Below are 16,650 nucleotides of genomic sequence, written 5' to 3' on the forward strand. Positions count from 1 at the left end.
CAAACTTTGCAGTCTCTTGCGTCTCTCGACCCCGTCGTCCGCGCCGTCTGGCGTCCCGTTGTGCGCCTCAGCGCCGCCGGTGAAGTGGGTTCTAAGGTTACTGGACCCGACCCGCAAGCGCTTTTTTTAGAAAAATGACACATTGAGCGAATTTTCTCCGAACTCCCTTATAAATAAGGGGTTTGAGGCACCCAATTTCTTTCCTACACCATAAACACAAACAGCAATCCCGCCGGTTTAAACAGGAATCACGGGGTTCAATTGGGGCTGAGGTGCGGTTTGACCCGCAAATTGACGAGACTCAGGGTGTCATTTTGATGAATCGGAGAGGAATCGCGCGACTCGTCCCGTGAATCGGCGAGTCGCGGGCAGTGTGATTCACGAATCTTGCTATTGAGCCCCGACGTCGCGCCCTGCCCGAAGGTAAAAGTGATGGTGCTTCGTCGTTCGCGCCAGCTGGTAGTTAGACATGAACGCCCCGAACTCAGGATGGGGTTGCATGAACTCTATCCAGTGCGTGAAGTTTGTCACGCGAGTCAGCGAGTACCGTGATACCGCAATTAGTTCGGGCTCGTAGGCATAGAGGTCATCCATCATTCGCTGGCGGTTGCGCGCCAGCAGATCATCGATGGTGTCGCAAAGTTTCAACTGTGTTGCGCAGTCCGTTCTCAAGCGCATCTCGAGCGCCCCCGGATAAACCCACTGGGCGGGATAGCGACTGGCCCAGTCCAGCCCCAGATCAAGGGCGGCCGAAGGGCCGGCATCCAAACCAGGCGATGCGGTCAAAATCGGGCCGGTTACCCTTAGATCGCGCGCCACGTCGACAACGTCATTTTTCAGGTTGTTGTCATAGAAAGGGAAGCTGAAGACGATGGCACATGTGAAGCTAGCTGCGATTGCAGACAGAAGCCGTGCGGACCACAGCGCTTGTTTGGTCAGCGCGACCCAGAACCCCGCAACGATAATAAAGCTGATCAATGGGACTAGGTGATAAAGGAAGCCCTTGCCCTGAGCGAGATAGCTGATCAATCCAGCCACAACTGCCAGCGCAAAAACTCCGCTGCCCTGACCGGGTCGGATCATATTGGGCACGAGGATGACCAAAGCGATGCCCACAGGAATCCGGATGGAGTGGAGCACATTGCTGAATTCCGTTCCATAAACACCGTACACCACTTGCCCGGTCGGAATGATCTCGGACAGGTAAAGCGGATACACCAGAGCAACAAAGAGTGTGTAACCGACGCCAATGGCCAGCATGCTCATATACTCGGGCCAGATCACTGGGCGCAGGGACCTGTTGCGCCAGATATCACGGACCAGCATGAGTATCGGGAAGATCAGGAAGTGGGGCTTCAGGCAGATCCCGATCGCAGCGACCAGTGCAGGCGCAATGGAGCGCGGGCCAATATTGCTCGATAGTTGTCCAACGAGCCACGGAAGAATGAGCAAGACCAAAAGATGTTCGCGTTGAGCGATGTTGTTGATTGCTGCAGCGGTCACACCGATTCCTGCCAAGATCAGAAACAGGGCTCTATGGCTCGGGGTCAAAATATCCGCGTCACGCAAAATGTGACCGGACCAAAGAAGGCTGCCAGCGCTCAAGAAGGCCACGAACAGATACTGGCCATTCGCAAGGGATATGCCGGGAAGCTCTGACAGCAAGACTGCAGGAATTGTCAGAAAGAAATTCAGGGGAGGATTGATTTCGATCACATCCACATAAAGGACAGCCCCTTCCAGCATTTTCTGCGTAGCCACTAGGTACCAGGCCACATCGTGATGATGCGGGCGCGACCAATAGATCAGCAAAAAGACAATCGAAAGCCCTACGGCGACAATGATCGAGATCCAGTCAGGTTGGATCTGGCGCCGATGGTGGGCAAACACCCAAAACTTCATGGCTACGAACGACGCCATAGGCACCGCGATCGCAACCAGCACCATCGAAAGACCAAAGCCCTGCCCCATACGTTCTGTAATCAACCACACTACGGATGAACTGGTCATCAGGCCCACAAGAGACACGAACAGGAAACGCGGCATGTGTTGCGTGTGGTCTGCTTGTGCCTGGAATGTAATCTTTGCGTGCCCAAAATAGGACAGAAGCACCGCTGCGATGAAGCCGGCAAAGTTGGCAGCCAATCCCTCGAGTCCGAATACAGAGTTCGCAAGCAGCGCAACGCAGACATGGACCAGCGTTGCCAGCCCCCCTACCCCCGCGAAGCGCACGAGCTGCATGAACATGATCAGGCTTTCTCGATCACGGCAGCCAAAGACAGGCCAAAGGGCAACGAGATGCGCCCCAAGAAATGTCGTTCGGACGAAAACAAGGTTTTCATCGCCGCGTTAACTGGTGCAGGTGGCATGTCGTCATCAGGTGTGTCGCGCCCCGTCAGTTTTTTCAACGCCCGCACCACAACAGCGACAGGGAAAAGGTACATATTGAAATAGCTGCAATAGGTCACGCGCAACCCGGCGCGCGATGCGACTTCGGTCAGGCTTTTGCGGGTGTAGCGACGGAAATGGTGGTGCGTCTCGTCATGGCGCGACCACATAAATGGAAACGCCGGCACCGTCACAAGAAGCTTACCGCCGGGCGCCAGTCGTGCACCAAGTGCGGCCAAAGATGCCTCGTCCTGTTCCACATGTTCAAGCACATCAAACAGGCCAATCAAATGGTAGTCACGCGGCGCGAAGGGCAGATCATCTGGCAACGCGCCAAATTGAACGTCCAGACCGGACAGGTCGCGCGACATTTCACGGGCGACATCGTCATATTCGAACGCATCAAGCGCGCCAAACTTTTGCAACATGGCAAGATTGCCCCCGCTGCCGCAGCCCGCTTCCATAATGCGCGCATCTGAGGGCAGATCAGCTTTGCGACGGACCAACGTGCCAATGATTTTGCGGCGGGCAACAAACCACCAGTGGTTCGCCTCCAGCTCGCTCATGCGCTGATAGACATCACGATCCATCACGGGTCTCCTGTTCGTCGCCGTGCAGATAGGAGCGCACGATATAAAGCGGGCGTTGGCGGACTTCTGTATAAATTCGGCCAACGTATTCACCGATGATTCCCAAAGCGAACATGTTCATACCGCCAAAAGTCAGGATCAAAATGATCGTCGAGGCATAACCCGGTGTGTCCACCCCCAGAAGCAGCACCCGAATAAACAGGAAGGCCGAATAGAGGAAGGACATCATCGCCATGGTCAGCCCGACATAGGTCCAGACGCGCAGCGGCATGGTCGAGGCTGCAAAGATACCATCCAGTGCCAGCTTCCACAGTTTCCAGTAAGACCACTGCGTTTCCCCGGCCAAACGTGCCGGACGTTCATAGCTAACCTCAGCGGTTTCGAACCCGACCCAGCTAAAGATGGCTTTGTTGAAACGCGAGCGTTCGCCAAGTGAATTGATGGCCTGAACAACCTCGCGGTCCAAAAGGCGGAAATCTCCGACACCCGAGGGGATGGGATACTCGGCCAGAATGTTAAAGAGTCGATAAAACAGGCCAGCACTGGTGCGCTTGAGCCATGTATCCTCGTCTCGCGTTGCACGCTGCGCATTTACAACTTTCGCACCTTCGCGCCATGCTGCAATCATCTGAGGAATGACCTCGGGTGGATCTTGAAGATCCACATCCATCGGGATCACCGCATCCCCGGCAGCATGAGACAGACCGGCGGACAGCGCGGCCTCTTTCCCAAAATTGCGCGACAAGTTCACAAGCGAAATCCGCGTATCCTTTTCACGGGCTGCCCGGATGATCCGCTCTGTTCGATCCACGCTGCCATCATTGATGAAAAGAAATTCGAACTCACAGGTGTCACTCAGCTCGGCCAAAGCCATGTCGCAGCAGTCAAGAAAAGGCTGGATGCTGTCCATCTCGTTGTACACCGGGATGATCAGGGTAATGGTCTGGCGATCCGAGATCGGGGCCAGTGGAATGTCGATTTCGGGGCTGTTTGTGTCTACCCCCATAAATACTGCCTCAACTGCTTCAAAAGAACTTTTCGAACATTGGTTCGCGAACAGTCTACGACTTTCACACGCATTGTTCATGTTTAAATTGAGGCATTATAGCGGATTTCTTGGACCCGTGTGATCAGTGCCAGATCCGCAAAGAAAAACCCCCGGGGCAGATGCCGCCGGGGGTTTTTCTGGAAGTCTGAAAGAGCTGCTTAGTCTTTGTTGCAGTCTTTCATAAAATCGGTCCACGTCGGGGTGCATTCCGAATTCATGAAACGACGGGTCGCGTTCTGCACAGCGACGAAAAGGTCAGCAATGGCCGAAGCCAGCGGGGTCACGGGAGCGATCAGAGCGTTCATCTTGGCGGTCCTTAACAGGGTAATGTTTGGTTGCCGCCGTGATAGGAGCGGGCGGGCCAAACAACCACCGCTGAATCGGAAAGTCCGGGTTGCAGGGGATGCATGGGTTGAAATGCTATAAGCAGCTTCCCTAAAGCTTCCGGCAAGCATCCTCAAAGTCCTTATCTGTTTTATTCAACACCGCTCGGTAGAAAACTTCGCGCGCACAGTCCTGCCTAAATAGATTGAAATATGCCTCATCCGTCAGGATAATTCTCTTTCTTTCAAACCAAATCGGCACCAACGACCAGCTTACAATGTAGTTTTCTCTTTCGATATGAACCAAAGCACCTGGCCGGTTCTTAGAAACGTTTGAAACATCTATCCCCAAACCACGGGCAATATCGTTGGTTGCGATTTCATCGAAGGAGCTGGGAAGAAACACCCAAACGTCTACAAAACCAAAATCTTCCGGATCTGAGGGAATGTGTTCTGAAAACAGGCTCTTACTATCAAGGATCGCTCCGTTGATCTCCAAATCGCCAAAGCTTATTGAATCACCTTTTACAAAGGCAATATGCGGCTTGTCGATGCGGTTCAAGGTATCCGCTACCCAGTCCACATCATCAACAGTTCGCGCAAGTATGACAAGAAGTATCAGATAAAGTGTTACTCCACCCAATATTGCGTAAACCAGTTTCATGGATTCGCCTCAATCTCTGACTTAAAAAAACACCCCGGCCTTTTCTGACCGGGGTGCTCTAATTCTTCAAGATGTGGTCTAAGCCGAAGCTCAGCCTTTCTCTTCGATGATCTCAACCATGTGCGAGATCTTCGAGATCATGCCACGCACGGCCGGGGTGTCTTCCAGCTCGCGGGTTTTGTGCATCTTGTTCAGGCCCAGGCCGATCAGCGTAGCGCGCTGGTCTTGGGGGCGACGGATCGGCGAGCCGACCTGCTTTACAACGATGGTTTTAGCCATTGGTCAGATCTCCTTACGCGTCTGCGGCTTCAGCCGGAGCGTCCGACTTTGCGCCCAGAATTTCTGCAACCTTTTTGCCACGACGCTGAGCGACCTGGCGGGGGCTGGATTCTTTCTTCAGACCGTCGATGGTGGCGCGGATCATGTTATAGGGGTTCTGCGAGCCGATCGACTTCGACACAACGTCCTTGATGCCCAGCATCTCGAATACGGCACGCATCGGACCACCGGCGATGATCCCGGTACCTTCCGGAGCGGTACGCATGATCACTTTACCAGCACCGTGACGACCTTCGGCGTCGTGGTGCAGGGTGCGGCCCTCTTTCAGAGGTACGCGGATCATCTGGCGCTTGGCTTGCTCGGTGGCTTTGCGAATGGCCTCAGGCACTTCTTTCGCTTTACCTTTACCAAAGCCGACGCGGCCTTTTTGGTCGCCAACAACGACCAGAGCTGCGAAGCCGAAGTTTTTACCACCCTTGGTGGTTTTCGACACGCGGTTGATCGCAACTAGGCGATCTGCAAATTCCGGAGCTTCGTCGCGGTCGCGGCGGTTCCGGCGGTTTTCACGTTCTGCCATGAGAACATCCTTTTCATAGGCGGCGTCTTGCGCCGTTTAACTCAATCCCAGTGAACGCGCCCTGAATAGCCAACGCGTGTCCCCGGATCATCGGAAGGGCAACGGAAAACCGTTGCCCCTCTCAAAGTTCTTAGAACTTCAGGCCACCTTCACGGGCAGCGTCGGCCAAGGCCTTCACTTTACCGTGGAACAGGAAGCCGCCACGATCGAAGTAACATTCTTCGATCCCAGCCTTTTTCGCGCGCTCGGCAATCGCGGTGCCCACTTTGGAAGCGGCGTCCACGTTGTTCTTGCCAACAACACCAAGTGCTTTTTCCAGCGTCGAAGCCGAAGCAAGGGTGGTCCCTTGAACGTCGTCGATGATCTGAACACTGATGTTTTTCGACGAGCGGTGCACCGAAAGGCGCAGCTTGCCGACATTGTGCTTGCGAAGTTTGTTCCGGACGCGCAGGCGGCGCTTGAGGAACAGGGTCCGTTTGCTGTTTGCCATCTGTCTGGTCCTTTACTTCTTCTTACCTTCCTTGCGGAAGATATACTCGTCTTTGTACTTGATGCCTTTGCCTTTATAGGGCTCGGGCTTACGCCATTCGCGGATGTTTGCCGCGGTCTGGCCGACGAGTTGTTGATCAATGCCTTCAACGATGATGATCGTCGGCTTCGGAGCAGTCACAGTGACGCCCTCCGGAGCAACGAAATCAACGTCGTGCGAGTAGCCAAGGTTCAGCTTCAGGGTGTTGCCCTGCATCTGAGCACGATAACCAACACCGTTGATTTCCAGCTCTTTCTTGTAACCTTCGGACACACCAGTCACCAAGTTGCCAACCATCGTGCGGCTCATGCCCCACTGCTGACGGGCGCGCTTGGACTTGCCGCGCGGCTCGACAGTGACTTGGTTGTCTTCAATGGCGATAGTGACATCGTCAGTGGCGGTGAACGAAAGGACGCCTTTCGGGCCTTTCACTTCAACGGTCTGACCCGAAAGCGTCGCGGTGACACCTGCGGGAAGTTCGACCGGTTTTTTACCAATACGAGACATTCGAGGGCCTCCTTAGAAGACGGTGCAAAGCACTTCGCCACCAACATTCTGGTTGCGAGCGTTTGCATCGGACATGACGCCTTTAGGGGTCGAAACGATCGACACACCCAGACCCTGACGGACCTGCGGGATGTCTTTCGAACCCATGTAGACGCGACGACCAGGCTTCGATACCCGCTTCAATTCGCGGATAACGGGCGTGCCGTCAAAGTATTTGAGGCTGATTTCAAGAGTGGCGTGGCCACGCTCGTCAGTGCCAGTTTCGTAGCCGCGGATGTAGCCTTCGTCAGCCAAAACATCCAGAACCCAGCCGCGCAGTTTCGACGCGGGGGTCGAAACGGTGGACTTGCCACGCATGTGAGCGTTGCGGATACGGGTGAGCATATCGCCGATAGGATCGTTCATATCTTCTCTCCCTTACCAGCTCGATTTCACCATGCCGGGGATCTGGCCAGCAGAGCCAAGTTCCCGCAGCGCGATACGCGACACCTTCAGCTTACGATAGTAAGCGTGAGGACGGCCGGTCAGCTGGCAACGGTTGTGCAAGCGTGTGGCCGAGCTGTTGCGCGGCAGTTTTGCAAGCTTCAGGCGAGCAGTGAAGCGCTCTTCCATCGTCTTGCTTTCATCATTCGCGATCTCTTTCAGAGCGGCGCGCTTAGCGGCATACTTCGCCACCAGCTTCTCGCGCTTCTTCTCGCGTTCGATCATTGCTTTTTTAGCCATGTCTATTCCTTCCCGCGGATCAGCTGTTGAAGGGCATGTTGAAATGCTTCAACAGGCTCTTTGCTTCCGCGTCGGTTTCAGCGGTGGTGGCAATCACGATGTCCATGCCCCAGGTCTCATCAACTTTATCAAAGTCGATTTCCGGGAACACGATGTGCTCTTTCAGGCCGGTGGCATAGTTGCCACGACCGTCAAACGAGGCACCCGATACGCCGCGGAAGTCGCGGATACGGGGCATCGCGATGGTGATCAGGCGGTCCAGGAATTCGTACATCCGGTCGCCGCGCAGGGTCACCTTCGTGCCGATGATCATACCTTCACGCAGACGGAACGGAGCGTGCGACTTGCGCGCTTTCGTACCAACGGCCTGCTGGCCGGCGATCTTGGTCAGATCTTCGATTGCTGACTTGGCTTTTTTCGAGTCCTTAACGGCCTCAGCGCCACAACCAATGTTCAGAACGATTTTGTCCAGACGCGGGATCTGCATGTCGTTCTTGTAACCGAATTCCTCTTTCATGGCAGCACGGATGCTGTCCTTGTAAGCGGCCTTCAGGCGGGGGGTGTAGTTTGCGGTATCCAGCATCAGACAGTCTCCCCAGTGGTTTTGGCGTAACGCACTTTCTTGCCGTCTTCCTCGCGGAAGCCAACGCGCGTTGCTTTGCCGTTCTTGTCCAGAAGGGCCAGGTTCGACAGCTGGATCGGCATCGCTTGCGGGATGCGGCCACCTTGTGCGTTCTGGCTCTGACGGGTGTGGCGGATTGCGATGTTCACGCCATCAACGATGGCTTTGCCAGCTTTCGGGTCAACCGACGAAATCTCGCCCTGTTTACCTTTGTCTTTGCCAGCAAGAACGACAACCTTGTCGCCTTTTTTCAACTTAGCAGCCATCTTACAGAACCTCCGGAGCCAGCGAGATGATCTTCATGAAGTTCTTCGCGCGAAGTTCGCGAACAACCGGTCCGAAGATACGGGTGCCAACGGGCTCGTTGTTGTTGTTCAGAATGACAGCAGCGTTGCGGTCAAAACGGATGGCGGTGCCGTCGTCACGACGGACTTCTTTGGCGGTACGTACGACGACGGCCTTACGGACGTCACCTTTCTTTACGCGACCGCGCGGGATGGCTTCCTTAACCGAGACGACAATGATGTCGCCAACGGATGCGTATTTACGCTTGGAACCACCCAGAACCTTGATGCACTGAACACGGCGAGCGCCGCTGTTGTCAGCTACATCCAGATTGGTTTGCATCTGGATCATGTGGTTTCTCCCGACCTTTGGGGCGCCGATGCATGGCGGAACCCCCAGGGTTTCGACTTGTTAAGTCGTCCGGGAAGGTAAGCAGAGCTTAGCCTTCCAGAACTTCCCAACGTTTCGTTTTCGACTTCGGTGCACATTCGATGATGCGGACCTTGTCGCCAGCCTTGTAGGCATTCTGTTCGTCGTGAGCGCGATATTTCTTCGACTTACGAACGGTTTTCTGAAGCAGCGGGTGCTTGAAGCGGCGTTCAACCGAAACAGTCACGGTTTGCTCGTTTGCGGCGCTGGTAACAACACCATTCAGGATACGTTTGGGCATTCTTCAGGCTCCTCTTACTCAGCCGCAGCTTTGGCTTGTTCACTCAGGATGGTTTTCACACGCGCGGCGTCGCGACGTACTTTACGCATCTGAGAAGTGTTTTCGAGGGCACCTGTCGCCTGCTGAAAACGCAGGTTGAAGCTTTCCTTTTTCAGCTCTGCCAGCTTTTCGCGCAGCTGGTCAGGAGACTGATCACGCAGTTCCTTGGCGTTCATTCGCCTTTTCCTTTCCTTGCACCAGAGAGCTCTACCCGTCTTTGTCGGCAGGTCACCCTATGTCTGGTGGGTTATATGCAATACACACGAATCCCGTTGCCGGGAATCCGCGCGATGTGCGTCTATAGGGTGGCTGGGCCTTGGGGGCAAGGGAAATAACCCCGATAACAGCTATTCTTTTCTGGCTGCAAATAAGCCGCAGCGTTTCCCCGAATTGACGTTTGAGCCTCTCATTCAGTTAGGGTATCGCTTCACTACGCGCCACTTTTAAATTTGGGTGACCATCATGGCCAATATCTCTTCCCTCTTCGTGACCCGCCTTTACCATGCTCAACTGTCCGAGTTTGACCCCAAGGTCAGCCAAGACGAGCTTTATGACAGCTGCTATTCCATCGCCGAGGATGACGAGGCGGGGCAGGAATGGTGCGAGGCCGAGGGCTATCCCGGCTATACCTCGTACGCCTCCCTGACCGACCTGCCTTGGCGCTTCCCGATCTTCAAAGATCTGGTCGACAGCCTGGACAAGCACGTCGCCGCCTTTGCCGAGGATCTGGAGTTCAATCTGGATGACCGCGCGCTGGTGCTCGAGGACATCTGGATCAACATCCTGCCTCCCGGTGGCTATCACTCGGCGCATATCCACCCGCATTCGGTCATTTCCGGCACCACCTATCTGGCCCTGCCCGAAGGTGCAGGTGCGTTGCGCTATGAAGACCCGCGCCACGCCCGCATGATGGCTGCCCCGCCCCGCCGCAAGAACGCCCGTGAAGAACTGCAAAGCTTCATCACCAAACGTCCGGCCGAGGGCGACGTCCTGCTTTGGGAAAGCTGGTTGCGTCACGAGGTGATGCAGAACACCGGCGAGGAAGAGCGCCTGTCGGTGAGCTTTAACTATAAATGGGGTGAGTGACGGTCCGCGCCCTCACCACTCGAAAATCCCATCAAACCGCGCCCACTCGGCGCGGTTTTGCTTTGGGCCCTCGGAAATCGGCAAGATGCCGCGCCGGATCCTGTTGATATTGGATAACACTGGCGGCGCCGATAGCATCATGCTCAACACGCGACACACTCTGCATGATGGGAACGACCATGAAAGCACCACTTAAGGCAGCCCTGATCCTAGCCCTACTTCCCCTGACGGTGGGTGCCGCTTGGGCCGGCAACGGAAAAGCAAAGGGGCACGGCGCAGCCGGCTGCCCGCCCGGACTGGCAAAGAAGAACCCGCCTTGTGTGCCGCCAGGTTTGGCGAAACCGAAAGAGGGGGATTACGTTCATGACTATGACTATCTCCCCTTCACGGATTACGACCGATATCAGCTTGATCCCCGCTATAGCTATTATCGCGTCGGCGAGATGATCTATCGCGCGGACCCGACCACGTTCCGAATTCTGGAAGTGATCGGCCTGATGGACGCGCTGCTGCGCTAGACCACTATCATTGCAATCTTCGGTCCGGTGCCTATCTGCTTCGCATTGCGCCGCGACCGAGGACATCATGAGCACACTCAGCAACACACCACTGACCGAGCTGACCGTCGACTACGGCACCCGCCCGACCATGCCCGCAATGCCCGAGGCGACGGATGTGGATCGACGCACGGGGCGACGGTTGGCGGCGATCCACCGGATGCATCTAAACGATGTAGGCCGGATCGGAATCGTCTTGGACCAGATCGAAGCAGGCGAGGCTTCAGGCAAGGACCTGTCAGAAGCTCTGACCAATGCCGAGTTCGCACAGAACGTCCGGCAATTCGGCTCGCTCTGCGGGCGGGAATGCAAGGTGTTGAACATGCATCACGATGCCGAGGAATACATGCTGTTCCCCGAGCTTGCGACCAAGGGAAACGACGCCCTACGTGCCGTGGTTGCACGGTTGGTCGAGGAACATAAGGTCGTGCACGAACTGCTGGTCCGTCTGGAACGCGCCGCGATGGCGCTGATGTTCGAGGTAGACGCCCAGAAGTTCAACGCCGCCCGCGCGGTGTTTCGTCAGCTGGAAACCGTGGTGCATTCGCATTTCGGCTATGAAGAGACCCAGCTCGAAGAGGCGATTGGGGTATTTAAGGTAGGCGTTTAGATTTCCCGTACGGCGCAAGATTATCAGGGCGTAGATTGGGGCGACCTCGATCACAGCATGGCAAGAAGGCAAACCGCTGCATTGACCAAGTTCCCGTGGTTCCCATCGCCTTAAAAACGAACAGGGCAGACGACGAATGCCGGCTGCCCTGTAGCTTGGTCTTCCAAACTGGCGATTACTCTTCGTAAGCGGCGTCCACGATGATTTCGACTTTCAGCTCGGGCCGGGCCAGCTTGGCTTCACCGCAGGCTCGTGCGGGCGCGTGGCCCTCGGGAACCCACGCGTTCCAGACCTCGTTCAGCCCTGCAAAATCGCTCATATCCGCCAGCCAAATGGTGGCGCGCAGCATGTGTTCACGCGACGATCCGGCCTTCTCCAGCAAGGCATCCAGACGACTTAGACATTCGGCAGTCTGCTCTTGAATGGTCTCCCCCTCGCCCACTTGGCCAGTGATATAGGCGATGCCCTTGTACTTCACGATCTTCGAGGAGCGCACCCCGGTTTCAATACGTTCAATCATGCCCTGTCCTTCCGTTCGCAAACATGTGTTCCCCCTTGCAATCAGCGGTTTTGAGGCAAAGTTCAATCAGGAAATAGAGGGGCCGGCAGAAAGCCCCTGAAAAGGCGAGGTGAGGACCACGCCCGACGCTAGCGGGCCGTATCGATCTGGTAATTCCCTACGCGCCCTCGCCCCTTCGCAAACGCTTCTGCACTTTAATTCGTCGCTGAACGCCTTCCCATGGGGAGGGTCGGGCTTGGCTCGATCGGGGCCCATGCTATTCAACAGTACGTTTACTGAGCACATACCCAGACAAAGACGCCAAATTCGCCGCACCAAAGATCTGAGGTAGAGAGGCATATGGGACAATGGTCACAAAATACAAATGCCAAATGTGCATTCCAATCCCGGGCAACAGAACGAAGAATAAGAGGGAAAACGCCACCTCTAGCTTTAGGGCGTTTTCCTTGTCTTCAGGCGTGAATAATCTCGCACTAAAAGATCCAATGAACTTACCCATTGCCGCACCAAACATCGCCAACCCAAATATAGTTATCGGAACAAGCAAATCCCAAAGCTGGCCAAAAACGGATAGAGCGACAACCCCCAGCGCTAAGAACCCGAGAGCAATCCATTTCACAAAACGATTGCTCTCGGCTTGTTCCACGACTTTGATCAGTCCTCGAAACATCGTTCCTTAGAACTCCTTCATTTCTCGAAACTCTGCTATGCGCGCTGCTTGGGCGCAAATAGAAAAACCCCCGCCGATTTCTCGACGGGGGCTTTTATTCTTTGCACTAGCAATTTCGCGTTAGCGAAAATTACCAGTCCTCACGAACCACGACGCGCGATTTGATCGGCAGTTTCATGGCAGCAAGGCGCAGAGCTTCGCGAGCAACGTCGTCGTTGACGCCGTCGATCTCGAACATTACGCGGCCCGGCTTAACTTTGCAGGTCCAACGGTCCACGGAACCTTTACCTTTACCCATACGAACTTCGATGGGCTTGGCGGTTACCGGGGTGTCCGGGAAGATGCGGATCCATACACGACCCTGACGTTTCATGTGACGCGTCATGGCACGACGTGCGGCTTCGATCTGACGTGCAGTTACACGCTCAGGCTCGAGAGCTTTCAGTCCGTAGGAACCGAAGTTCAGGTCAGAGCCACCTTTGGCCTCACCTTTGATCCGGCCTTTGTGCATCTTGCGGAATTTTGTACGCTTAGGCTGAAGCATTGATCATATCTCCTTAGCGACGGCCGCCGGCGCCACGGGGCGCGGGACCTTCCTGGAGCTCAGCTTGACGACGATCACGAGCAGCAGGATCGTGCTCCATGATTTCGCCTTTGAAGATCCAGGTTTTGATTCCGATGATGCCGTAAGGCGTCATAGCTTCTGCATGTGCATAGTCGATGTCAGCGCGCAGGGTGTGCAGCGGCACACGACCTTCGCGGTACCATTCGGTACGCGCGATTTCAGCACCGCCAAGACGGCCAGCAACGTTGATACGAATGCCCAGGGCACCCATACGCATTGCGTTCTGCACGCCGCGCTTCATGGCACGACGGAAGGACACACGACGTTCCAGCTGCTGAGCGATCGATTCTGCAACCAGGGCAGCGTCCAGTTCGGGCTTACGAACTTCGACGATGTTCAGGTGCAGTTCCGAGTCGGTGATGTTGGCGATTTTCTTGCGCAGGGTTTCGATGTCTGCGCCTTTCTTGCCAATGATCACACCGGGACGAGCAGTGTGGATCGTAACGCGGCACTTTTTGTGCGGACGTTCGATGATCACACGGCTGATACCAGCCTGCTTGCATTCGGTCTTGATGAAGTCACGAATCTTCAGGTCTTCCAGAAGAAGATCACCGTAGTCTTTCGTGTCTGCGTACCAGCGGCTATCCCAGGTGCGGTTGACCTGAAGACGCATGCCGATCGGATTTACCTTATGACCCATTAGGCTTGCTCCTCAATTTGACGCACCTTGATGGTGAGTTCCGAGAACGGCTTCATGATCTTGCCGAAACGACCACGGGCGCGCGGACGACCGCGTTTCATGGTCAGGTTTTTACCCACATAGGCCTCGGCAACGATCAGTTCATCGATGTCCAGGTTGTGGTTGTTTTCGGCGTTCGCAATCGCGGACTGAAGGCATTTCTTCACGTCCTGAGCGATCCGCTTGTTCGAGAAAGTCAGATCGGTCAGAGCACGATCAACTTTCTTGCCACGGATCATTTGCGCGACCAGGTTCAGTTTCTGCGGGGACGTACGAAGCATGCGAGTTTTCGCCATTGCTTCGTTCTCGGCCACGCGGCGGGGATTTTTATCCTTACCCATGGCTTACTTCCTCTTCGCTTTTTTGTCAGCGGCGTGACCGTAGTAGGTACGGGTCGGCGAGTATTCACCGAACTTCTGGCCGATCATGTCTTCGGTCACCAGCACGGGAACGTGCTTCTGGCCGTTATAGACGCCAAAGGTCAAACCCACGAACTGGGGCAGAATGGTCGAACGACGCGACCAAATCTTGATGACCTCGTTTTTACCCGACTCGCGGGTCTTTTCAGCCTTCTTGAGGACGTAAGCGTCAACAAAAGGGCCTTTCCATACAGAACGTGCCATATCTTAGCGGCCCTTCTTCTTGGCGTGACGCGAGCGGATGATCAGCTTCGACGACGCCTTGTTCTTGTTGCGGGTACGTGCACCTTTGGTCGGCTTGCCCCACGGGGTAACCGGGTGACGACCACCAGAGGTACGACCCTCACCACCACCGTGCGGGTGATCGACCGGGTTCATAACAACACCACGGACGCTGGGACGGATGCCTTTGTGGCGCATACGACCGGCTTTACCGAAGTTCTGGTTCGAGTTGTCAGGGTTCGACACGGCACCAACGGTGGCCATGCATTCCTGACGTACCATGCGCAGTTCGCCCGACGACAAGCGGATCTGAGCGTAGCCACCGTCACGACCAACGAACTGAGCATAAGTACCAGCTGCACGAGCGATCTGGCCGCCCTTGCCTGGTTTCAGTTCGATGTTGTGAATGATGGTACCGATCGGCATGCCCGAGAACGGCATAGCGTTGCCCGGCTTCACGTCGGCCTTGGCCGATGCGACGATGGTGTCACCAACAGCCAGACGCTGCGGTGCCAGGATGTACGCCTGCTCGCCGTCTTCGTATTTTACGAGGGCGATGAAGGCGGTACGGTTGGGGTCATATTCGATCCGTTCAACCGTGGCTGCGACGTCAAATTTGTTACGTTTGAAGTCAACGATACGATAGAGACGCTTCGCACCACCACCTCGGCGGCGCGACGTGATCCGTCCGGTGTTGTTCCGGCCGCCCGATTTTGTCAAACCCTCAGTCAAGGCTTTGACAGGACGTCCTTTCCACAGCTCCGAACGGTCGATCAGAACCAGCCCACGCTGGCCTGGCGTCGTCGGTTTGTACGACTTAAGTGCCATGTTTACTGTCTTCCGTTTGCATGTGCGGGCAAATGGATTGCCCGGATGTTATAGGGCCCCGAAGGTCCCCAAGTTCAAAATGTCACAGGCCCCGGAACGAATCCGAGGCCACACGACTTGCGCGATCTATCAGGGTTGGGGGGGGCTGGCAAGGGGCGAGGCGGATTCATTTCGCGCCAATCGCCCAATCTCGCAAGGCTTTGCGCCACGCCCTCGACAGAGCAGGACAACGCCGCCACAGCCCCCTCTTGCCCATAAACCTCACGTTATGCAAACCTGTATACACACAAGGGGGTTCCGTATCGCAGCCGGACCTACCGAAAGGCGGTCAGCGCGGAGCCCTGCTTTGGGAGGAGTGCGCTATGACATCCAAAACCACAGACACCACACCACCGGATCATCCAACGCCGCATCAGCAGGCCGCGATCGAGGTCAACACAGTGACCGCAAGCGATATTACCGCGTCCCTGAAGGCTGGGTTTTCCGACTTTCTGGCGCGACCTGTTATGAGCAGCTTCTTCGGCCTGTTCTATGCAGTTTTCGGAATTCTGTTTGTTTGGTGCTTGGTCTGGCTTGGCAAAATCTGGATGATCATTCCCGCCATGGTCGGCTTTCCGCTGGTCGCACCCTTCGCCGCCGCCGGGCTATATGAAATGTCCCGCCGATTGCAGAAGGGCGAAAGCTTCAGCTGGTCAGACATCCTGACCGTCATGGCGCGTCAAAGTAAACGCGAGATGGGCTGGATGGCATTTGTCACCCTCTTCGTCTTCTGGGTGTGGATGTACCAAATCCGGCTTTGGCTGGCGATCATCATGCAGGATGCGTCGTTCTCGAGCTTTGACGGGTTCTTGAACGCAGTGTTCTTCACACCCGAGGGCTGGACCTTCCTTGCGATTGGCACGGGTGCGGGCGCTATACTGTCGGCGGTCCTGTTCTCGGTCACTGTCGTCGCCATGCCCATGCTGCTTGATCGCGAGATTGATTTCGTGACCGCGATGTTGACGTCTGTCCGCGTCGTCACGGAGAACCCGGTGACCATGCTCACTTGGGCGGCGATCATCTCGGTCACCATGCTGTTGTCGCTGGCTCTGGCATTTCTTGGCTTGATCTTCACTCTACCGATCCTTGGCCACACCACATGGCACCTCTATCAGCGAGCCGTATCAACAGCGGAAGCATGATCTAGGCAG

Annotated in this window: 27 protein-coding genes; 4 read left to right on the forward strand and 23 right to left on the reverse strand. The window is 55.6% G+C overall.

Going from position 1 to position 16,650, the window contains the following annotated elements; genetic code table 11:
* Positions 1-390: 390 nt before the first annotated feature.
* From ALP8811_RS12115 to rpmC, 16 genes are all read right to left on the reverse strand, one after another.
* Entirely contained in the window at positions 391-2,247 is a 1,857-nt protein-coding gene (locus ALP8811_RS12115) for a GtrA family protein (RefSeq protein ID WP_108857534.1), read from the reverse strand.
* Between the two features lie 2 nt (positions 2,248-2,249).
* Positions 2,250-2,978: a class I SAM-dependent methyltransferase gene (locus tag ALP8811_RS12120; RefSeq protein ID WP_108857535.1), complete on the reverse strand. Its 729-nt coding sequence runs from the start codon at positions 2,976-2,978 to the stop codon at positions 2,250-2,252.
* Positions 2,968-3,984, reverse strand: coding sequence for a glycosyltransferase family 2 protein (locus tag ALP8811_RS12125; protein WP_181363765.1), 1,017 nt, complete (start codon positions 3,982-3,984; stop codon positions 2,968-2,970). The genes ALP8811_RS12120 and ALP8811_RS12125 overlap by 11 nt, the downstream gene beginning before the upstream one ends.
* Before the next feature lie 200 nt (positions 3,985-4,184).
* Positions 4,185-4,331, reverse strand: a complete 147-nt coding sequence (locus tag ALP8811_RS16385) for a hypothetical protein (RefSeq protein ID WP_181363766.1) — start codon at positions 4,329-4,331, stop codon at positions 4,185-4,187.
* A 130-nt stretch (positions 4,332-4,461) separates the two neighbouring features.
* The gene (locus ALP8811_RS12130; protein ID WP_108857537.1) at positions 4,462-5,013 is read right to left on the reverse strand and encodes a hypothetical protein; all 552 of its coding nucleotides are present in this window, start codon (positions 5,011-5,013) and stop codon (positions 4,462-4,464) included.
* Between the two features lie 90 nt (positions 5,014-5,103).
* Positions 5,104-5,292 carry a 50S ribosomal protein L30 gene (gene rpmD, locus ALP8811_RS12135; RefSeq protein WP_108857538.1) on the reverse strand — a complete coding sequence of 63 codons (189 nt, stop codon included), beginning with the start codon at positions 5,290-5,292 and terminating at the stop codon, positions 5,104-5,106.
* A 13-nt stretch (positions 5,293-5,305) separates the two neighbouring features.
* Positions 5,306-5,869 carry a 30S ribosomal protein S5 gene (gene rpsE / locus ALP8811_RS12140; protein ID WP_108857539.1) on the reverse strand — a complete coding sequence of 188 codons (564 nt, stop codon included), beginning with the start codon at positions 5,867-5,869 and terminating at the stop codon, positions 5,306-5,308.
* A gap of 130 nt (positions 5,870-5,999) precedes the next feature.
* Positions 6,000-6,359, reverse strand: a complete 360-nt coding sequence (gene rplR, locus ALP8811_RS12145) for a 50S ribosomal protein L18 (protein ID WP_108857540.1) — start codon at positions 6,357-6,359, stop codon at positions 6,000-6,002.
* A 12-nt stretch (positions 6,360-6,371) separates the two neighbouring features.
* Positions 6,372-6,905 carry a 50S ribosomal protein L6 gene (gene rplF, locus ALP8811_RS12150; protein WP_108857541.1) on the reverse strand — a complete coding sequence of 178 codons (534 nt, stop codon included), beginning with the start codon at positions 6,903-6,905 and terminating at the stop codon, positions 6,372-6,374.
* A gap of 12 nt (positions 6,906-6,917) precedes the next feature.
* Positions 6,918-7,310 carry a 30S ribosomal protein S8 gene (rpsH, locus tag ALP8811_RS12155; protein WP_108857542.1) on the reverse strand — a complete coding sequence of 131 codons (393 nt, stop codon included), beginning with the start codon at positions 7,308-7,310 and terminating at the stop codon, positions 6,918-6,920.
* 12 nt (positions 7,311-7,322) lie between these two features.
* Positions 7,323-7,628, reverse strand: a complete 306-nt coding sequence (rpsN, locus tag ALP8811_RS12160) for a 30S ribosomal protein S14 (protein ID WP_108857543.1) — start codon at positions 7,626-7,628, stop codon at positions 7,323-7,325.
* 19 nt (positions 7,629-7,647) lie between these two features.
* The gene (rplE, locus tag ALP8811_RS12165) at positions 7,648-8,211 is read right to left on the reverse strand and encodes a 50S ribosomal protein L5 (protein WP_108857544.1); all 564 of its coding nucleotides are present in this window, start codon (positions 8,209-8,211) and stop codon (positions 7,648-7,650) included.
* Complete coding sequence (gene rplX / locus ALP8811_RS12170; RefSeq protein WP_108857545.1) at positions 8,211-8,516, reverse strand: 50S ribosomal protein L24; 306 nt, start codon at positions 8,514-8,516, stop codon at positions 8,211-8,213. Before rplX ends, rplE begins: the two co-directional genes overlap by 1 nt.
* Position 8,517: 1 nt before the next feature.
* On the reverse strand, positions 8,518-8,886 hold the full coding sequence (gene rplN / locus ALP8811_RS12175; RefSeq protein ID WP_007118848.1) for a 50S ribosomal protein L14: 369 nt from the start codon (positions 8,884-8,886) through the stop codon (positions 8,518-8,520).
* An 88-nt stretch (positions 8,887-8,974) separates the two neighbouring features.
* Positions 8,975-9,205, reverse strand: a complete 231-nt coding sequence (gene rpsQ / locus ALP8811_RS12180) for a 30S ribosomal protein S17 (protein ID WP_108857546.1) — start codon at positions 9,203-9,205, stop codon at positions 8,975-8,977.
* 14 nt (positions 9,206-9,219) lie between these two features.
* Entirely contained in the window at positions 9,220-9,420 is a 201-nt protein-coding gene (gene rpmC / locus ALP8811_RS12185; RefSeq protein WP_108857547.1) for a 50S ribosomal protein L29, read from the reverse strand.
* Between the two features lie 286 nt (positions 9,421-9,706).
* On the opposite strand from rpmC, the gene ALP8811_RS12190 reads away from it, so the two are divergent.
* The 3 genes from ALP8811_RS12190 (at position 9,707) to ALP8811_RS12200 (ending at position 11,497) form a co-directional block, all read left to right on the forward strand.
* A complete protein-coding gene (locus ALP8811_RS12190; RefSeq protein WP_108857548.1) occupies positions 9,707-10,330 on the forward strand; it encodes a TIGR02466 family protein in 624 nt (207 codons plus the stop codon).
* A gap of 179 nt (positions 10,331-10,509) precedes the next feature.
* Positions 10,510-10,848, forward strand: coding sequence for an excinuclease ABC subunit A (locus ALP8811_RS12195; protein ID WP_108857549.1), 339 nt, complete (start codon positions 10,510-10,512; stop codon positions 10,846-10,848).
* Positions 10,849-10,915: 67 nt separating this feature from the next.
* Positions 10,916-11,497, forward strand: coding sequence for a hemerythrin domain-containing protein (locus ALP8811_RS12200; RefSeq protein WP_108857550.1), 582 nt, complete (start codon positions 10,916-10,918; stop codon positions 11,495-11,497).
* 175 nt (positions 11,498-11,672) lie between these two features.
* Here the strand turns inward: ALP8811_RS12200 and ALP8811_RS12205 are convergent, their stop codons facing one another.
* From ALP8811_RS12205 to rplB, 7 genes are all read right to left on the reverse strand, one after another.
* Positions 11,673-12,017 carry a RidA family protein gene (locus tag ALP8811_RS12205; RefSeq protein ID WP_108857551.1) on the reverse strand — a complete coding sequence of 115 codons (345 nt, stop codon included), beginning with the start codon at positions 12,015-12,017 and terminating at the stop codon, positions 11,673-11,675.
* Between the two features lie 256 nt (positions 12,018-12,273).
* A complete protein-coding gene (locus ALP8811_RS12210) occupies positions 12,274-12,687 on the reverse strand; it encodes a hypothetical protein (protein ID WP_108857552.1) in 414 nt (137 codons plus the stop codon).
* A 130-nt stretch (positions 12,688-12,817) separates the two neighbouring features.
* Complete coding sequence (gene rplP, locus ALP8811_RS12215; protein WP_108857553.1) at positions 12,818-13,231, reverse strand: 50S ribosomal protein L16; 414 nt, start codon at positions 13,229-13,231, stop codon at positions 12,818-12,820.
* 13 nt (positions 13,232-13,244) lie between these two features.
* On the reverse strand, positions 13,245-13,952 hold the full coding sequence (gene rpsC, locus ALP8811_RS12220; protein ID WP_108857554.1) for a 30S ribosomal protein S3: 708 nt from the start codon (positions 13,950-13,952) through the stop codon (positions 13,245-13,247).
* Entirely contained in the window at positions 13,952-14,332 is a 381-nt protein-coding gene (gene rplV / locus ALP8811_RS12225; protein ID WP_108857555.1) for a 50S ribosomal protein L22, read from the reverse strand. The genes rpsC and rplV overlap by 1 nt, the downstream gene beginning before the upstream one ends.
* Before the next feature lie 3 nt (positions 14,333-14,335).
* Positions 14,336-14,614, reverse strand: coding sequence for a 30S ribosomal protein S19 (gene rpsS, locus ALP8811_RS12230; protein WP_108857556.1), 279 nt, complete (start codon positions 14,612-14,614; stop codon positions 14,336-14,338).
* Between the two features lie 3 nt (positions 14,615-14,617).
* A complete protein-coding gene (rplB, locus tag ALP8811_RS12235) occupies positions 14,618-15,460 on the reverse strand; it encodes a 50S ribosomal protein L2 (RefSeq protein ID WP_108857557.1) in 843 nt (280 codons plus the stop codon).
* 362 nt (positions 15,461-15,822) lie between these two features.
* Here rplB and ALP8811_RS12240 point away from each other — a divergent pair, with 362 nt between their 5' ends.
* Positions 15,823-16,641: a DUF2189 domain-containing protein gene (locus ALP8811_RS12240; protein ID WP_108857558.1), complete on the forward strand. Its 819-nt coding sequence runs from the start codon at positions 15,823-15,825 to the stop codon at positions 16,639-16,641.
* Positions 16,642-16,650: the final 9 nt, after the last annotated feature.

Origin of the sequence: Aliiroseovarius pelagivivens (assembly GCF_900302485.1) — a bacterium.
GTDB classification, from domain to species: domain Bacteria; phylum Pseudomonadota; class Alphaproteobacteria; order Rhodobacterales; family Rhodobacteraceae; genus Aliiroseovarius; species Aliiroseovarius pelagivivens.

Bases quoted from the DNA above. Each gene is read 5' to 3' on its own strand.
- ALP8811_RS12115 (WP_108857534.1), bottom strand. From the start codon at position 2,247: ATGTTCATGCAGCTCGTGCGCTTCGCGGGGGTAGGGGGGCTGGCAACG.
- ALP8811_RS12120 (WP_108857535.1), bottom strand. From the start codon at position 2,978: ATGGATCGTGATGTCTATCAGCGCATGAGCGAGCTGGAGGCGAACCAC.
- ALP8811_RS12125 (WP_181363765.1), bottom strand. From the start codon at position 3,984: ATGGGGGTAGACACAAACAGCCCCGAAATCGACATTCCACTGGCCCCG.
- ALP8811_RS16385 (WP_181363766.1), bottom strand. From the start codon at position 4,331: ATGAACGCTCTGATCGCTCCCGTGACCCCGCTGGCTTCGGCCATTGCT.
- ALP8811_RS12130 (WP_108857537.1), bottom strand. From the start codon at position 5,013: ATGAAACTGGTTTACGCAATATTGGGTGGAGTAACACTTTATCTGATA.
- rpmD (WP_108857538.1), bottom strand. From the start codon at position 5,292: ATGGCTAAAACCATCGTTGTAAAGCAGGTCGGCTCGCCGATCCGTCGC.
- rpsE (WP_108857539.1), bottom strand. From the start codon at position 5,869: ATGGCAGAACGTGAAAACCGCCGGAACCGCCGCGACCGCGACGAAGCT.
- rplR (WP_108857540.1), bottom strand. From the start codon at position 6,359: ATGGCAAACAGCAAACGGACCCTGTTCCTCAAGCGCCGCCTGCGCGTC.
- rplF (WP_108857541.1), bottom strand. From the start codon at position 6,905: ATGTCTCGTATTGGTAAAAAACCGGTCGAACTTCCCGCAGGTGTCACC.
- rpsH (WP_108857542.1), bottom strand. From the start codon at position 7,310: ATGAACGATCCTATCGGCGATATGCTCACCCGTATCCGCAACGCTCAC.
- rpsN (WP_108857543.1), bottom strand. From the start codon at position 7,628: ATGGCTAAAAAAGCAATGATCGAACGCGAGAAGAAGCGCGAGAAGCTG.
- rplE (WP_108857544.1), bottom strand. From the start codon at position 8,211: ATGCTGGATACCGCAAACTACACCCCCCGCCTGAAGGCCGCTTACAAG.
- rplX (WP_108857545.1), bottom strand. From the start codon at position 8,516: ATGGCTGCTAAGTTGAAAAAAGGCGACAAGGTTGTCGTTCTTGCTGGC.
- rplN (WP_007118848.1), bottom strand. From the start codon at position 8,886: ATGATCCAGATGCAAACCAATCTGGATGTAGCTGACAACAGCGGCGCT.
- rpsQ (WP_108857546.1), bottom strand. From the start codon at position 9,205: ATGCCCAAACGTATCCTGAATGGTGTTGTTACCAGCGCCGCAAACGAG.
- rpmC (WP_108857547.1), bottom strand. From the start codon at position 9,420: ATGAACGCCAAGGAACTGCGTGATCAGTCTCCTGACCAGCTGCGCGAA.
- ALP8811_RS12190 (WP_108857548.1), top strand. From the start codon at position 9,707: ATGGCCAATATCTCTTCCCTCTTCGTGACCCGCCTTTACCATGCTCAA.
- ALP8811_RS12195 (WP_108857549.1), top strand. From the start codon at position 10,510: ATGAAAGCACCACTTAAGGCAGCCCTGATCCTAGCCCTACTTCCCCTG.
- ALP8811_RS12200 (WP_108857550.1), top strand. From the start codon at position 10,916: ATGAGCACACTCAGCAACACACCACTGACCGAGCTGACCGTCGACTAC.
- ALP8811_RS12205 (WP_108857551.1), bottom strand. From the start codon at position 12,017: ATGATTGAACGTATTGAAACCGGGGTGCGCTCCTCGAAGATCGTGAAG.
- ALP8811_RS12210 (WP_108857552.1), bottom strand. From the start codon at position 12,687: ATGTTTCGAGGACTGATCAAAGTCGTGGAACAAGCCGAGAGCAATCGT.
- rplP (WP_108857553.1), bottom strand. From the start codon at position 13,231: ATGCTTCAGCCTAAGCGTACAAAATTCCGCAAGATGCACAAAGGCCGG.
- rpsC (WP_108857554.1), bottom strand. From the start codon at position 13,952: ATGGGTCATAAGGTAAATCCGATCGGCATGCGTCTTCAGGTCAACCGC.
- rplV (WP_108857555.1), bottom strand. From the start codon at position 14,332: ATGGGTAAGGATAAAAATCCCCGCCGCGTGGCCGAGAACGAAGCAATG.
- rpsS (WP_108857556.1), bottom strand. From the start codon at position 14,614: ATGGCACGTTCTGTATGGAAAGGCCCTTTTGTTGACGCTTACGTCCTC.
- rplB (WP_108857557.1), bottom strand. From the start codon at position 15,460: ATGGCACTTAAGTCGTACAAACCGACGACGCCAGGCCAGCGTGGGCTG.
- ALP8811_RS12240 (WP_108857558.1), top strand. From the start codon at position 15,823: ATGACATCCAAAACCACAGACACCACACCACCGGATCATCCAACGCCG.